Genomic DNA, 15,717 nt, shown 5'->3' on the forward strand with positions numbered 1-15,717 from the left:
CGGGCCGGCCTGGTCAGTCGGTGGCAGTGGCTTCCGAGTCCGGCGGGGCGGGTTCGTTGTCAACGATGGAGGGTTCGGCCTCTGCGGTCCTGGTGAAACCCGCGAGCGGGCTGTCCTGGCCGAACGGACGCCAGACGAGACCGATCGCGAGTTTGCTGTAGTAGATGGACGTGGTGTCGTTGGTGATGTGCACGGCGATGGAGTCGCCCTGGCGGACCGGTGCGGTGAGGGTGTAGTGCTGCGCACCGGCCCCGGACTGCCGCAGGATCGGGGCGTCGCAGCGGTATGTCCTGCCCGCGACGGTGACGTGGAGGCTGCCCTTGAAGCCGATGTTGTCGTTATAGCGCGTGTTGTCGTAGCAGAGGATCTGGCCGTACAGGAGGCCGTCCGTGGGCGCGGTGGCGGTGTACTTGTTCGAGGATGTGGGTGCGGTGTTCTGCCCCCAGTTGCGGCTGTAGCTGGTGCGGTAGCCCTGGACCGGGCCGGTGAATTTTGTGGCGCCTTCCATGGCCGCAGCGCTTTTGACGGTCAGCTTGTTGTCCTGCGGCGGCTGGTGGAGGCTCTTTTGGTCGAGTGTGACGTTCCCCTTGGCGACGAGCGGGCCGTTGATCGTTGTCGTTCGTCCGGACGAGGAGAGTTTGAGGTGGCCCTCGATGTCGATCGTCGGGTAGGTGCCGAGCCCGATCATGTTGCGAACACTGAGTAGGTTGGCCGAGTTGACGGTCACATCGCTCTTGATCAGCAGGGCAGGATCGGCGGTCTGACCGCCGGACTTCACCGGGCCCCGCAGTTCGCGGATCCGCACGATCTTTCCGCTCCCGACCGCAGTGACATGGCCGTTGAGCGCGGTGTCGCCGTCGACGGTGAGGGCGCCGTTCGCGGTGATCGTGCTGTTCGCGGTCAGTGTGCCTTCGGCCGTCACCGCGCCCTTGGCGGTCAGCGTGCCGTTGACCGTGAGGTGGCGCAGCTCCAGATCGGGCTTGATGACGCTGACGGTCGTCGTCAGCGTCCTTTCGTATGTCTTGCCGTCCTCGGTGTAGCGGGCCTGGAGCATAAAGCCGGTGGGGGTGTGGAGTTCGGGGGACCGCCACTCGCCGAAGGGCTGGTCCGGTCCGAATTTCAGTTCCTCGTGGGTCTCGCCCCAGTACATCGTGTAGGCGGCGTCCTGGGTGCCCTGCCACAGCAGGGTCGCGCGGTCACCGTTCCCGACCAGCAGGTCCTTGGGATGGAAACTGTGGAAGACGAATGCACTGGGCGCTTTCTGGTACTGCGCGTTGGTGGCCTTGTCGGTGGTGGCACCGCTGGTCGAGGTCTTCTCGACCACTTGGAACTCGGCCCAGCCCGGGGCGCTGTTCACCTCGATGTTGAATACATTGAGGGTGAGCCGCCAGTTGCCGTCGAATACGGCGGTGGTGGTCGGTTCGAACTCGAAGACCTGCCAGTCACCCTCCGGATAGCCGTCGTACTTGGTCCAGCCGTCGCCCTGCCCGGGGGATTCCCCACCGACGACGCCGGAGTCGAGCGCGGTCCGGTTGCCGGTCCAGGCCGAGGCACCCTCGCCGATGCGGAGTTTGACGGTGAGCCGGTCACAGCGCACCGACCTGGTCAGCCCGGCGCCGACCACCACTTTGAGCGTGGCGGTGACCGGCTTGCCGGGTGTGCTGGCGTTGAGCTCGGGCGGGAAGGTCTCGACGGCGTACGGAAGCAGTGCGGTGCCGGATCGGATGATCTCGTTCATGGAGCCCTGCCCTTCTCCAACTCAATGTGCGTCATATGCCTTCTTGTGCGTGTTGCATGACATGGCTTCTTGTGCGTCTCACATGTCCAGTGCGCCGACTCCGAACGGGACCCAGGTGAACCATGCCGCCTTCCAGTCGGGGCCACCGTCGCCGCCCGCGTCACCGAACCAGACACTGAAGTCCGCGCCTTTCCGGATGGCGAGGACGGCGACCGAGTACCCGGGGCGGACCGGATCGTTGAATTTGAAGGTGCTGGCATCGACGGACTGCCCGTCGGAGGTGATGGTGACCATCGGGTTGCGGTCTCCGCCGCCGCAGCGGACCTCGGCGATGGCGAGGCCGGTCGTCGGGGCGGTCCAGCCGCGGGTGGTGTTCCAGGTCAGCCCGCACTGCTGGGGCCTGCTGGCGAGGTCGGTGGCTCCGTTGGTGGTGAGCGTGCCCTTGGTTTCCAGGCCGCCGTTGACCAGCACGTCGTTGTCCGGCAGGAACTCCGTCGAGCTGTTGATCTTCAGCCACTGGCCGTACGGGCCGCGGAGGTCCTTGATCCTGACGATGTCCCCGGTCGCGGTCATGCCTCCGGTCGGGTAGAACGAGCCGTTGGTGGTGAGGCTGGCCGCCACGGTGACGTCGTCGCCGGCGAGGAAGTCCGTCGGGCTGTCGATCGTCAGATGCTCGCCGTACGGCCCGCGCAGGTCGCGGATGCGGACGATGCCGTCGGTGGCAGTGATGCCGCCGAACGCGGTGACGCCGCCGGATGCGGTCAGGCCGGACTTGGCGGTGAGCGCCCCCTTGCTGGTCAGGGTGCCGGTGGTGGTCACCTCGCCGTCTGCGGTGAGGGCGCCCAGCACGGTCAGGTTCGTTACCGTCAGATCGGGGTCGACGACGCCGACACTCGTCGTCAACGTCCGCTCGAACGTCTTGCCGTCCTTGGTGTAGCGGGCCTGGAGCATGAAGCCGGTGGGCTCGTGCAGTGCCGGGGAGAGCCATTCGCCGAACGGCTTGCTGGGACCGAACTGCAACTGCTCCTCGTTCTTGTCCCAGAACATGGTGTAGGCGGCGTCCTGCGTTCCCTGCCATTCCAGCTTCGCCCGGTCGCCGTTGCCGACCATGATGTGCTCCGGGTGGAAGCTGTGGAAGACGAAGGTGTCCGGGGCCTTCTGCACTTGGGCGTTGGTGGTCTTCGCACTGGTCGGGCCGCCGGTCGAGGTCTGCTCGACGACCTGGAGCTCGGCCCAGCCCGGTGCGTCGTTGAGTTCGATGTTGAAGATGTTCAGCGTCAGTTTCCAGGTGCCGTCGAAGCGGGCCTGCGTCGTCGGGTCGAATACGAATACCTGCCATTCGCCGTCGTCATAGCCGTCCTCAGGCGTCCAGCCGTCGCCCTGTCCTGGGCTTTCTCCGCCCGTGACGCCGGACTTCAGGGCGCCCCGGTTCGCGGTCCACGCGGATCCGCCCTCGCCGATCCGCAGCCTGACGGTGAGTTTGTCGCAGAGCACCGTCCCGGTGATGTCCGCGCCGACGGTGACCTTCAGCGTCACCGGATCCGGGTGCCCGATGTTCAGCTCGGGCGGGTAGGTGGAGATGTCGAGCGGAAGCAGTGCGCTGCCGCCGCGGATGATTTTCCCCATCGGGGTGCTCCTTACGTCGTACCGCTTGCCTCGTGCTTCATGCTTCGTGCTTCTTGCTCCTGGCTTCTTGCTTCTCCTGTGGAAGGTCAGGCGGGTCGGCTCGGCCCTTCCTGAACCGGGTGCAGTTGGAGGTAGCCGGCGCGGGCGGCCGGTGCCGGGTCGTCGGCGTGGAAGCGGGTGTCGGCGGGAGCGAGAGGGGTTTCGGACCAGGTCGGCAGCTCGGCGCCGTCCGCGAGCTCCGGTTCGGCCCAGGTCCAGGTGCCGTGCCACTGGGCCGGCTGCGGCATGACCAGGCCCTCGGGCAGCTCGTCCGCGCCGCCCGGGCCGGCCGCCGTACGCACGGAGTCCACGCCCGCCGTCCGCCGGGCGTCCAGCTGCCCGTTGCGCAGCGGTGCCAGCAGCGGGTTGAGGCGGAAGGAGGCACGGATCCGCAACAGCGCCTGGTGCACCAGATCGGCGGGCAGTTCCAGCGCCTCGATCGGCAGGATTCCGGTGCTGGCGTGCACCGGGGCGTGTGGGTCGGCGAGCAGCGTCAGATGGTGGGTCACCGGATCTTCCGTGGTGATCCGTGCGGGCAGCGCCAGCCCCTCGCCGTGCCCGATCGGTACGGTGTAGCCGCTGTCGTCCACCGGCGCGACGGCGTGCAGCCGACGGTAGCTGATGGCGTCGCCCGGCTCGCCTTCCGTCGCGTAGTAGCCGATGAGCCCGTCCGAGAGCCGCTCGGCCTCGCCGAGCCGCACCGGCCAGGTGTACTGCGGGTACTCCTCCTGGGGCGGATCGATGACGGTCTGCCAGCCGGCGTCGGTCAGCAGCGGGCCGCGCAGGTCGATGCCCAGGTCGGCGCGGACCAGCGCCAGGGGGCGGCCGAGGAGCCGGGCCGCCGTCCGGTCGTCCTCCGCATGCGGTGATTCGACCCGCTCCAGCGCCTCGTCGATCGACTCCATCAGGTCGTCGAACGATGCCGCGGATTGCCTCAGCAGTTCCGTGGCGAAGCCGCTCAACTGTGGGAATGCCGCCTTGAAGGCGTCCGATCCCGGGTTGTCGTACGGCGAGTGCGGCAGCGGGTTCCACGCCGTCGCACGAACCCCGGAGATGTTCCGTACGACCCGCAGCTCGCCCAGTGGGGCTCCGTCGGGCCCGTACACCAGCAGTGTCCGGTCGAGGTAGTTGAGCAGCAGCCAGCCGGCGACCGGGCCGGCGCCCGCACCCGCCCCGGCGCCCAGGCAGCCCGCCGCCACGTCGGCCGGAGCCCCGGTCACCGCCCCGACATCCGCCGCCCGCGGGCCGGTGGCGTACCGGCTGCCGTCATGGGCGTCCACGGTGTCCAGACGCACCCGGGCTTCGTGCAGCATCCGCGGCGGCAGCTGGATGAAGCGCTGGTCTCCGCGGACGTCCTCGAACAGCCTGCGGCCCGGCGTCGGCGTGACGCTCACCGCCCGCCGGGGATCGAACCGCTCGGGGCGGCCCTCGTTGTCGGCGACGATGTCGAGCACCCGCCCGTACCGGTCGATGATTCGGAGGTCGGTGAAGAAGAACTGTCCGGCGCGCACCGGCTGGAAGACGTCTTCCGGCGCGGCGGACTGCTCCCGCGGACCGGGCCGGGGCACGGTGCTGCCGTCGCCGGTGAGGTCGGCGCTCTGCGCGTCGGGCACCAGCCGGGCCGCGCCGTCCTGCCTCAGGAGCCAGTCGTTGAGGCCGTCCAGGCTCTGCGACAGTACGTCGAGCTCCTTGCAGTCCTCGCGCAGCGCTGCCAGCCCGGCGGTCTCCGGCTCCGGGAAGGTCTCCAGATAGCGGCGCAGCTGCCCGCGCAGTACATGCACCGTCGTCGGGGCGAGGAAGGCCCGGCCGCGGAACACCCGCTGGCGGGCGTCCTCCTCGCTGCCGACCGTCGAGCCGGTGCCCAGCCAGGCGTAGTCGTCGCCGTCGAACTCCCAGTTGTCCCGGTTCTCGCTGTGGTACGGGGTGGGGCTGTAGCGCAGGTCCCACTGCACGAACATCGGCAGCCAGGGCTGCCGCCACACCGCGGTGTACTCGGCGAGCAGACCGCGGGTGAGCCCGGACGGATCGGCGACGAGGTTGTGCAGGGCGGTCGGGCCGGGCCCCGAGGCGGGGGTGCGGGCGGCGGTGTCGAGCAAGGCGAACTCCGGCAGCAGCGCCGCGCACACCGCGGGAACGTCCCCGCCCAGCTCGGGCGCGGGCGGGGAGGTGGGGACGTCGTGCCACGCGCCGTCGAAGTACGCGGACTCCAGCAGCCGGTCCGGGATCCGGCAGGGCAGCGGATGGTCGGTGTCGCGAGTGAGCGGCTGGGTGGCGCCGGAGCCCTCGATCAACAGCACGGGGTCGGCGGGCTGGTGGAAGGGGGCGGCGGCGACCCGCTTCAGCTCCAGGTGCTCGGGCAGACCGTGAGCCGCCGCGTAGGCGTCGATGGCGGCCTGGAGCTCTTCGGGGGTGCTGCCGTGCGGGAGCCCCGCCAGCAGCGTCACGGCCTGCTGGTGCAGGGCGGCGGTGCGGTCGTGCAGGTTGCCGGGGCGGTCCGGCCGCAGCTGCTCCCAAGCCGCCTCGGCGAACCCCTCGGGCCGCTGGCGGCTGGGCAGCCCGCGCAGCCAGTGCAGCGACCAGTAGCGCTGCTGGCTGTGGCGCAACCGCGGTTCCAGCGCGTCGTACGCGGCCTGAAGGGAATTGAGGTCGGCCAGCCATCCGGGGTCCTCGGCGCGCCGGTGCCGGGCGGGCGGATCGCCGTTTTCCGTCGGACGGTCCACGATCTCCCAGGCGTAGCCGCCGGTGCGTCCGGCGAACCAGGTCTTGCGGGTGGCGTCGTCCAGTTCGCAGGAGCCGTCGGCGCCGTCGAAGGTGTCGATGGTGCCGTGGTAGAGGGCACGCAGCAGGTCGGCGGTGCGGCCGGAGCGCGTCTGATGTGCCGTCAGGGCTCCGGCGGCGTCATCGGTGCTGTGGCCGACAGCGACCTTCACCCGCCCGTAGTCCGGCTTGTCGGACGGTGGTGCGGAGGCGCCCTGCTGCCAGGGGATGCCGAGCGCGGTGCCGACATAGCGGGAGTCGGTGAGCGCGCTGCCTTCGGCGCCCTCGGGAAGGGCCCAGTGCAGGGCGTGGATCACGTCCTCGGGGCCTTCGGCGTCCGGCGGCAGCAGGCCGGGGATGTCGGCGGCCGTGGTGAGCAGGTCGATGCCGCGCTCGGTGTACCAGCCGATCGCCAGGTAGCTGAAGGTGTTGTCCGGGGCCGGCGCGGTGGGGTGCGGGCGCAGGTCGTTGAGGCTGTCGTAGAAGGAGAGCACATTGCGGTGGTAGGGCTCGAAGGCGGCGAAGGCGGGGACGCCGGGGCCGATGGCGGTCAAGTGCGGTTCCCGGCGGGCCGGTTCGCGCCAGGGCCGGTCCGCTTCGAGCTTGTCTGCGCGGCCGATGAAGTCGAGGAACGGGGCGTTGTCACCGCGTGGGTTGACGTACTGGGTGCGGCGCTCCGTGCCGGGGTTCCAGTCCGGGTGCTCGGAGTGCAGGAAGTCGGAGGCCACCACCCAGCCGGCGGCCTTCCGGGTGCCGTCGGTGCCGTCGTAGTAGCGGACGATCAGCCACCGGTTGGGGATCAGCGGGAAGGTGGTCTCCCGGCTCTCCGGGTCGTAGTGGCCGGTGGCGAGCGCCTCGGGAAGCTGCCACTGAAGGTAGACGCCGTATTTGTCGACCAGGTCCTGCTGCGGAGGGGAGGGACTGGGGGTGGGCTCGGCGGTGCCCTGGTCGCGCAGCATCTGCTGGTACGTGGGGAACCAGCGGTGGAAGGGCTCCGAGCCCTGCACACCCCAGTTGTAGACCATGGCGTGCAGCTCGATGGGGACGATCAGGTCGGTCGCGCGCATCGGGGTCGGCTCCTTCACTGGGCTGCCGGGGGGACGGTGAGCCGCTGCTCGATCGGGGAGTTGATCAGCTCGACGGCGAGCTGGGACGGCCGTAGCGAGTCCAGCCCGAACTCGCGGGCGAGGCCGGTGACCAGGCCCTCCCGTCCGTCGCCGTCAAGGAGGCGGAGGACCCCGGCCGGGCCGCCGGCGCCGCCGTCGCGCAGATACGCGGTGAAGACGGTGCTCGAACCGCCCGAGGGGAAGCGCCGCCCCGGCAGTGACGCGCCCAGCTCCGGGTCGCCGCCCGCTGCGAGCTGTCGGAGGTTGATCAGGTCCCCGGAGTCGATGCCGAAGCGGATGCCCTGGCTGGGCTCCCGCAGCACCAGCTCGTCCGGCACCCCGTCGAAGAGGCAGAGCAGGACGTCGTGGTCGGGGTGGTCGCGGCGCAGCTCGGTGAGCGCGGCGCCCTTGCGGTAGGCGGTGACACGGATCTGCGGCCAGGCCGGGACCAGCGCGGAGCGGATCAGCAGCCCGGCGGCGGGCGGAGCCACCGCGGAGCGGCCGGCGGCGGCCTCGCGGAGGGCCGGGGCGAGCCGGTGGTCGAGGGAGGTGTGGACGCCGACGTCATGGGCGCCGGCGGTCAGCGCGGCGAGCCACGCCGGGTCGATCCGGAACAGCCGCAGCGATTCCGGCGGCAGCATCCGGGCGTCCGGTACGAGGTAGGGGAACGGCACTCCGCGGAGCAGGGTCAGCTGGTCCAGCCACTGCGGGAGGCTTCCGGTGGTGCGCTCGGCGGTGGCGCGCAGCACCGCCTGCCCGTCCTCGTCGGCGAGCAGGGCGTGGGCGGCGGCGCGTGCCTCGGCGCGGCTGACCCGGGGGCCCCGTTCCCGGACGTCGGCGTCGTCGTCGGTGGCGGGCCGGGACGGGATCTGGGGAGCGGCGAGGGCCTCGGCGAGGGACCGCCCGCCGCGCTCGCGGGCCAGCTCGTGCAGCGCCCGGAGGCTGCGGCGGCCGGTGGCGAGTTCGGACGGGCCGGCGCCGCGAGCGCCGCCGCGCGCCATCAACTGTGCTGCTGCGTTGGCCAGTTGGCGCCGGGCACGGACGGTCTCGGCGGCGTACTGCGGATCGGCGAGGCCGACGGCCCGGCCGAGGGTCCAGGCGGCGGCGTAGCTGACGTCGAAGAGGCCGTGCTCGGCCTCGTAGATCAGGGCGTGGTCGGCGCTGGTGTGGGTGCCGCGTTCACCGACCACCGGCGGCACCTCGGGGGCGGTGACGGGGGTGGCGGGCCCGCGGTACCAGCCGTAGGTCCGCTCCCCCGAGAGGACCCGGTGCGCGACGGGGACGAAGCCGCGGCGCAGCCGCTCCAGGGCGAGCTGCTGGGCGTCGTCGGGATCCGACGGCGGGTCGGTCCCCGGTGGGAGACGGAGCGCCAGGTCCTCCGGGTCGTCATGGCCGGGCGCGACCAGCTTTTGCAGGATGCCCTGGGCGTCGAAGGCGGCCTTGGTGTCGCAGCGGAAGGACCAGGCCCACAACGAGGCCAGCCGCACGAACTCGGTGCCCGGTGGCAGTTCGCCTTCCAGCCGCCCGTCGAAGCCCTCGAACGAGACCAGGTGGGCCGCGTAGTCGCCGGTGGTGACGGGGAAGCGGTTGCCGGTGAGGACGCCGAACGTGCCCTCGGTGAATGTCTCGCCGTCGTCGCGGAGCGCGGCGGGCCGCACGTCCCGAACGTGCGCCAGGTAGTACATCTCCTCCTCGCGCGGCACCAGGGCGTTGAAGAGCGCGGCGGGGACGTCGATGGTGTGGCAGTCGCTGCTCAGCGTCTCGGGCGGCAGGCCGGTGAGGGCCGGGCCGAGCACCCCCGGCTCGTCGGGGGTGACCAGCTTCGCCACCGTGCGCTTGGTGGTGTGTGCCAACCCTTCTGGATCGTCAGGGAGTTCGCCGGCCCGGAAGAGCAGCAGCGCCATCCAGGGGGCCCGGCGGTCGGCGCGGGACCAGCGCTGGTCCCGCTCCCACGGCAGCGGCGCCCTGGTGAGGGTGACGTGCGGCAGCGTACGGGTGAAGTCGCCGGCGGCGCCGGGGGCCGGATAGAAGGCGTGCACGCTGGCGGCGTCGAGCACGAACTGCGGGGCGCGGATCTCGAAGCTGTGTTCGGCGGTGAGCGGGTCGCCGGGGTTGAGGGTCTGTCCGTCGGAGCCCTTGAGGACCTGTTCGACGGTCACCCGGTAGGGGCCCGCGGTGGCGCGGGGCCGCAGATGGTCCAGGAAGGTGACATCCAGGTCGGGGGCGGCGGTCGGGGCTGCTGCGGCGACCGGCGGCGGTCCGGCGGTCTTCGGTTCGGTGGTCATCGGCGCATCACCTCGCGGCGGTGGTCAGGGGCGGGTCGGTGAGGGCGTGGCCGGCCTGCTGGGCCCAGTGGTCCAGGGGGCCGTCGCAGTCGGCGGGCGGGGCGACGCCGAGCCCGGCGAGCGCGGTGTGGACGGCGCCGCGGCGGGCCGCGGTGGCTGCGGTCGCGAGGGTTTCGGTGATGCTGCGGATGCTGCCGTCGTCCTCGCGCGGAGCGGGGCCGTCGGCGGCATCGCGGCGCAGCGGGATCCGGCCGTCGTCCAGCCGTTCCACATCGAGCGCACGGGCCGTGATCGGGCCGACCGCGTCACCCTCGTCCGGCGGGGGCACCTCGATGCGGACGCCGCCGGGGCGGTCCGGCAGCAGATCGGGGTCGGCCAGCGTCGGCTCGTCCCGTGGTACGCCGTAGAGCGCCTGGGACACCGACTTGGCGACCGGAATGATCTTCCAGCCGTACCGCTTCCAGTCGAAGACAGCACCGCGCTGATAGACCGTCACCTTGTGCTCGGAGGCGACGTTCTGCTTCTTCATCGGCCGGATATCGACCTGTCGGGTGTCGGCAGGCAGGTCCGCACCGTTGACGGTGATACGGCTGGCGGGCAGCGCCGCCTCGGTGCTGAGGGCGAAGCCGAACGCCGAGACCAGGGTGGGCAGGCTGGCCGCGCTGCGGGCGGCGAGCTCGGAGGGGGCGACATCGGCGAGCACACCGCGCAGCGGGGCGATGGTGAGCGGCTCGGGGAGCTGCTGCCGGAACTCGTTCCAGGAGATCGCGGGCGGGCTGGTCCGACCGGAGCCGAAGGAGAACGAGAAGGAGATGAACCACACTTTGACGCTCACCCGGCCGCCCAGCGGCGGTGTCCACAGCGCCAGGTCGATGCCGACCTCGATGGAGACGCGCACCTTCACGAACCACACCTTGATGGTGAAGGCCACGCCGATGCGGATGCCGAGTGCGATCTCCAAGTGGAAGGGGTTCCACTGGATCAGGGCGTCCAGATGGGCGGTGAACCACGCCGAGAGCAGCCCCCGGTCGTAGCGGGCGTCCAGTCGGCCGCCGAGCATGAAGGCGTTCGGGGTGAGCGCGGTGTAGCCCTGTGCGGAGACCCGTAGCTTGTCGTCCGGGGACCAGACGAAGCCCAGCGGTGCCGGGCGCGGGTAGTGCGCCGGGATCTCGTAGTGGGGATGGTAGCCGCCCGCGCTGATGACGAAGTCGCCGCCGTGCTGCCCACCGGTCCACACATAGACGGCGATACCGCCGGTGAGCCGGATGGCCGGATCGAAGACGTACGAGCCCTCGGCGACGGCGATGTCCAGCGACAGCAGGTTCTTGACCGCCTCGTAGGCCAGCTTGATGTCGATGTTGAGGCGGGCGTGCACCTTCCGGTCGGCGCTCGCGTTCTTGGGGAAGGTGAGGGAGGTGCGGCCCAGGATCATCACCTTGAACGCGTCCCCGAACTCCACCAGTGCCAGGGCCCGGGTATGCAGGAACTTGAAGGTGGTGAACTCCAGGCCGATCGCGCCCCAGTAGCGGTCCGGATGCGGCTGCACCCAGGCCCCGGGGCCCATCAGTTCCTCCAGGATCTGTTCCGGTGTCGGGTCGTCGGGACCTCCGCCGGTGAGTCGGTTGACCAGCGGGAATCGTGGAAGCTCGGTGATGTCGGGGGTGCGTACGGTGCTGTTCACGCCGAAGCCGCCGGAGAGCGCGTTGACGGTGAACGCGGGCGGCCCGAAGAGCGCGGCCCCGCCCTGTGCGCCGATCTCCCCGAAGAGGAAGACGGACGCCCAGCCGGCGCGGCTGCGGGCGTAGGAACCCATCGCCTGCATGGCGAAGAAGCCGGTCTCCACCGCCAGCATGCCGGTGATCAGCTCGTCGTAGTCCTCGGTCTTCCGCCGCTCCAGCACGCCGGCCACCTTCAGCGGCGGCTTGTCGATGAACAGCGCGGCGCCGCGGAGCACCGGGACGGGACGCAGCTCGGCATCGATCCCGATGCCGAGGCCGAGCAGCGCGAACTCCACCGGCCCGGCGCTGAACAGCGCGTCGAAGGCGACGAAGACCGCGCCGTCGGCGAATCCGAGGACGAGGCGGCGCAGCCGCACCGGCCCGAACGTCAGCTCCAGCTCGCGCGAGGCCGTGTCGTCCGCCGCACCGCGGACGCCGGACGGCACGGCGACGGGCGTGCGGTCCGGTCCGGCGACCGCCGCCCCGGAACCACCCGGCTTCCCGGTGATCGGCAGCAGCAGCGGCGGCTGTGGCACCCCGCCGAGCGACAGCTCGATCTGCACCGCGTAACCGGGCCCGGCGTTCTCGGTCGCGAACCGCGCCAGCCGTCGCGGAACGACGGGGTCGAGGACGTCCAGCGCGGCGTTGACCTGCTGTGCCTTGGCGGCGGTCCACCCCTGCGGGGTGCCGGTGAACGCCACCCCGTCCAGCACCACGTCGTGCTCCTTGGGGATCGCCTCCCCGATCAGCGGGAGGGAGGAGGCACGCGCGTCCAGCCGCCCCCGTACGGCGACGGCCGAAAGCCGCTTCCCGTTGGGCCCGCCGGGCAGTCCCGCATAGACCCATCCGGTGTGCTCGGTTGTGGCGGTGAGCAGCAACTCGCCGTTTGCCGAGCGATATTGGACGGAGAACGACTCCAGCACCGGCTTGAGCACGTCCGGCAGCTCGGGGAGGTCGAGCCCCATCGCGGCCACCAGGTCGATGAGCGGCACACCGGGCTTTCCCTCCCACGCCCCGGTGACGACTGACCCGCCGCCGTCTTCCCGGTAGTTCACCTCGAAGGTCAGCACGCGGTATCCGGGGCGCTCTTCGTCATCCAGCAGGTGTACGTCGTCCGCCCCGGCGGCATCGGGGTCGGGGGACGATCCGGGGACGACGACCGCGAGCCGCCCGGTGACGGTCTTGTCATAGCCCGAGTCGCCTCGGGTGAGCGTCGCGGTGAGCGTGAGGGCCGCGTCCGCGTCACCGAGCGGGAAGTCGAGCGCACCGGACAGCTCGATGCCCTCCCCTCGGCTGTCGAAGGCGGTGCCGAGCTCCCGCAGCGTCAAGTCGGCTAGTAGGGAGGGCGGTTGGGCATGGAAGATCCGGAAGAGGTCGGCCGCGGTGATACCGAAAGCCGCGCCACTGAACTGCCAGCCGCCGTTCTGGTACGCCGCGGCGACCCGGACCGTGCCCTCGCCGACCGCCCAGCCGGCGGTCACCGAGGCGTTCCTGGTGCCACCCCCGATGTCGATCGTCAGATCCAGCTCGCGGAGGGTGATGCCATGGACGGGCAGCGGCCAGTCGCCGTCCAGGGCGAGAGCGAGGCTGTAGCCGGGAGGTCCGCTCCCGGCCTGGGCGTAGAGCCGGAGTTCCGCCACGGTCAGCGCGTCGGCGGGCAGGTCCAGGCCCGGGAAGTACTTCGCCAGCAGCGGGGCCAGCGGAATCGGCCTGGTGAGCTGCGCGAAGACCTGGAGGCCGGGAGCCCGGAACGCGGCGGCGACCTCGATGCCGTCGCCGATGGTGAGGACGCCGCCGAACAGCGCGCCGACCTTGAAGCCCTCCGGCGAAGGACGGATGTCGAACTCGGCCCGCAGCCCGGAGATCGTGAAGGTGTCCGGAATCACCGTCCAGTCGATGCCCAGCCGGACCCGGACCCAGAAGGAGAGCAGCTCGCCTTCGCTCCCGCCGCCGGCCGGCGCGAAGCTGACGGACAGCGCACTGACATGCAGGGCACCGACGTTGCCGATGTCCTTCGGAAGGTCGAACGCCGTGCCCGCCAATCCCGGCGCCAGCGTTGCCAGATCACCCAGGGCCCCCAGCGGGACCGGCGTAAAGAATCCCGCCAACTGCCAGGCCGAATCCTCGTTCTGCGGCTGGAGCCCGGCGACGTACGCCTTCGGCCCGCCGGAGGCACCGGAGAGGGGGCGCTCGGCACCGATCCCGGTGCGTGGCGCGACGGTGCCCTCCGGGTCCGGTGTGGCGTCCAGCAGGAGGTGCAGGACGTCGAACCCGGAACCGCGCAGAACGCCGGGATCCATGTCGAGGTGGCCGGAGGGGATGTTCCAGCCCGGGAGCGTGGTGTCCAGGTGCACCCCGGTGACATCCTCGCCGGTCTCGTCGGCCAGGAAGGAGGCGAAGACCGGCACGGCCGCATCGAGATGGCGCAGCTTCAGCTCGCCGCCCACTGCGAGCTGCTCGACCAGCGGGTCGGCGCCCGTAACGGTGAGGGAATCAGTGCCGAGATGGTCGTCGAAGAGGGTGGAGGCAGCAGGAATCCCCAATTCCTCCGCCGTCACATGGAATTCACCACCCGCACTGTTCGTCAGCTTCTCCCGCAATGCGGCTACGGACAGCGTCATGCGCGTCGGCCCCTCACTTATAGGTGATCGAATAGGTGTTGGGACCCTTGGCATCGATGGCGAGATGCCAATCGTGACCCAGGGAGATCTTGAGCGCCTTGGAGTCCTTGTCCCGCCCCTTTCCGGGCATCCGGGTAAGGGTCGTGGCGACTCCCTTGATGCCGCCCTCCAGCCGGTAATAGGCGCCTTCGGAGGCCGCGGCGGGCGCCGCCTTCGGGCGGGGCAGGTCGCCCGCGGTGTCCCCGTAGTAGGCGATGTCCGGGAGCAGCGGGTTCGCCGGGTCCGGGGCGACCACCACCGGCGGCAGCTTCTTGTCTATCCACCTTTGGACGATCGTCTTCAGGTGGGAGAATTTCGGGATGCCCGAGACGCCGAACGGCAGCGTCCCGGAGCTGATGAACATGCCGTCGGGCGTGATGTGGTCCAGCCATTTGGCATAGGTCGCGGTGTCGCTGCCGTGGTGGCCCACCTTCAGCCAGGTGTTCCCGGTGCGCTTCAGCTTCGGGGTCCACCGCGCGTTGTTGCGCTTGTCCGTCAGGACGTCCTCGACTTCGTGGCCGGCGTCTGCCATCAGGAAGACCCGCTGTTCCTTGCCCCCATCGGCCGCGCCGACCAGCATCAGACAGATCGACTTCCGGTTGTCCTCCGCCTCGGCGGGGAGGTCGAGTTCTTCCTCGTCATCCGATCCGGCCGGCACCGCGGTGCCGGGCCAGCCGGCCAGCGGGATCCGCCGGGCCGAGGTGGTGCCATCGATGCGGGGTTTCTTGGCGTCCGTCACCTCGTTCTTGGTACAGACGGTATTGGCCGCGATCACATAGAGGCCGGCATCACCGCTGCCGCTGCCCGCCAGATCGAGCCTCCGGGGTTTGGTGGGGGACGCGACGACTTCCTTCTTCTTGATTTTGGGGTTGTATTTACTTGTCGGAATCAGGAGGTCACGGGTGGTCGCCTTGGTGGCCCGCTTCGTATTGTGCTCGGCGGGAGTTCCCACGTAGAGCAGGTTGTTGACGGTGTATTTCAGCGCCGACTCGTCGTCTTCCAGGAGCATGTAGGGAATCAGGTTGTAGTGATCCACATCGGGGTGCGTGACAACGACGTAGTCGAGCGTGTTCGGGTTCTTGAGGCCGCCCAGGTATCCCGCGATCTTCTCCTTGACCCGTTTCCTGTTCTCCGCCTTCGCCGTGGTATCCGTTCCTCCCGACGCGGCGTGACCGACCTCCTTCTTGGATCCGGCGTCCACCAGCACCGCGGAATCGCCGTTGTAGGGATTGCCGTCGTGGAACACGATCAGCGTGCAGTCGCCTTGGCCTACGTTGAAGAAGATCACTTCTGCGGGCACAAACGTCCTCCTTGCACAGCAGGCAGCGGACAGCGACGGGCGGCCCGGACACCTTTCGGAAGGGCCGGCCGTACCCGGGCATGGCAGGGCACAGGAAGCGGAGTGGGATGGAGTCGGAAACGGGTGCACGGCACCCCAGGGATGGGCGCGCTCACACCGAGTAGCGAGTCACCAAGCCTAGAATCCGAATGCTGCGGCGCGGTAGACCGCCCGACACCTTGGCTGAAACAGGATTACTACCCCGCATACGGCACATCGGGCACACATTCGAACGTTTTGGCTCTCATCCAGCCACACACGAGAGCCCGGGTGACGGCCCGAGCGCACCCCAGAACTCCCGGCTGCACTGCCGGACTACGAGAGGCGGCGATGCCTGCCGCGGGCTCTTGCCGACCGACTTGCCGGCCGCGGGCTTTCGTCGAGCGCCACCCGTATCGCGGGCGCCACCGCTCCCGGCAGTCCGCCGACACCTGGTACATGCAGCACCC

General features: G+C 70.3%; 6 protein-coding genes. All 6 read right to left on the bottom strand.

Annotation, left to right across the window (positions count from 1 at the left end):
• Nucleotides 1-13: 13 nt before the first annotated feature.
• The 6 genes from B1H19_RS02875 to B1H19_RS02900 all read right to left on the bottom strand — a co-directional run bounded on the left by B1H19_RS02875 (nt 14) and on the right by B1H19_RS02900 (nt 15,229).
• Nucleotides 14-1,738 (bottom strand): hypothetical protein, encoded by a 1,725-nt coding sequence (locus B1H19_RS02875; RefSeq protein ID WP_083102674.1) that lies wholly within the window; start codon nt 1,736-1,738, stop codon nt 14-16.
• Nucleotides 1,739-1,816: 78 nt separating this feature from the next.
• Nucleotides 1,817-3,364: a hypothetical protein gene (locus B1H19_RS02880; RefSeq protein ID WP_083102675.1), complete on the bottom strand. Its 1,548-nt coding sequence runs from the start codon at nt 3,362-3,364 to the stop codon at nt 1,817-1,819.
• 86 nt (nt 3,365-3,450) lie between these two features.
• Nucleotides 3,451-7,227, bottom strand: coding sequence for a hypothetical protein (locus tag B1H19_RS02885; RefSeq protein ID WP_083102676.1), 3,777 nt, complete (start codon nt 7,225-7,227; stop codon nt 3,451-3,453).
• Between the two features lie 14 nt (nt 7,228-7,241).
• A complete protein-coding gene (locus B1H19_RS02890) occupies nt 7,242-9,551 on the bottom strand; it encodes a hypothetical protein (RefSeq protein WP_083102677.1) in 2,310 nt (769 codons plus the stop codon).
• Between the two features lie 7 nt (nt 9,552-9,558).
• Nucleotides 9,559-13,890 carry a DUF6603 domain-containing protein gene (locus tag B1H19_RS02895; protein WP_083102678.1) on the bottom strand — a complete coding sequence of 1,444 codons (4,332 nt, stop codon included), beginning with the start codon at nt 13,888-13,890 and terminating at the stop codon, nt 9,559-9,561.
• Between the two features lie 13 nt (nt 13,891-13,903).
• On the bottom strand, nt 13,904-15,229 hold the full coding sequence (locus tag B1H19_RS02900; RefSeq protein WP_159027963.1) for an MBL fold metallo-hydrolase: 1,326 nt from the start codon (nt 15,227-15,229) through the stop codon (nt 13,904-13,906).
• Nucleotides 15,230-15,717 lie beyond the last annotated feature (488 nt).

It is taken from the genome of Streptomyces gilvosporeus, from assembly GCF_002082195.1.
Lineage (GTDB): Bacteria > Actinomycetota > Actinomycetes > Streptomycetales > Streptomycetaceae > Streptomyces > Streptomyces gilvosporeus.

Coding starts and splice junctions, on each gene's coding strand:
- B1H19_RS02875 (WP_083102674.1), bottom strand. CDS start 1,738: ATGAACGAGATCATCCGATCCGGCACCGCACTGCTTCCGTACGCCGTC.
- B1H19_RS02880 (WP_083102675.1), bottom strand. CDS start 3,364: ATGGGGAAAATCATCCGCGGCGGCAGCGCACTGCTTCCGCTCGACATC.
- B1H19_RS02885 (WP_083102676.1), bottom strand. CDS start 7,227: ATGCGCGCGACCGACCTGATCGTCCCCATCGAGCTGCACGCCATGGTC.
- B1H19_RS02890 (WP_083102677.1), bottom strand. CDS start 9,551: ATGACCACCGAACCGAAGACCGCCGGACCGCCGCCGGTCGCCGCAGCA.
- B1H19_RS02895 (WP_083102678.1), bottom strand. CDS start 13,890: ATGACGCTGTCCGTAGCCGCATTGCGGGAGAAGCTGACGAACAGTGCG.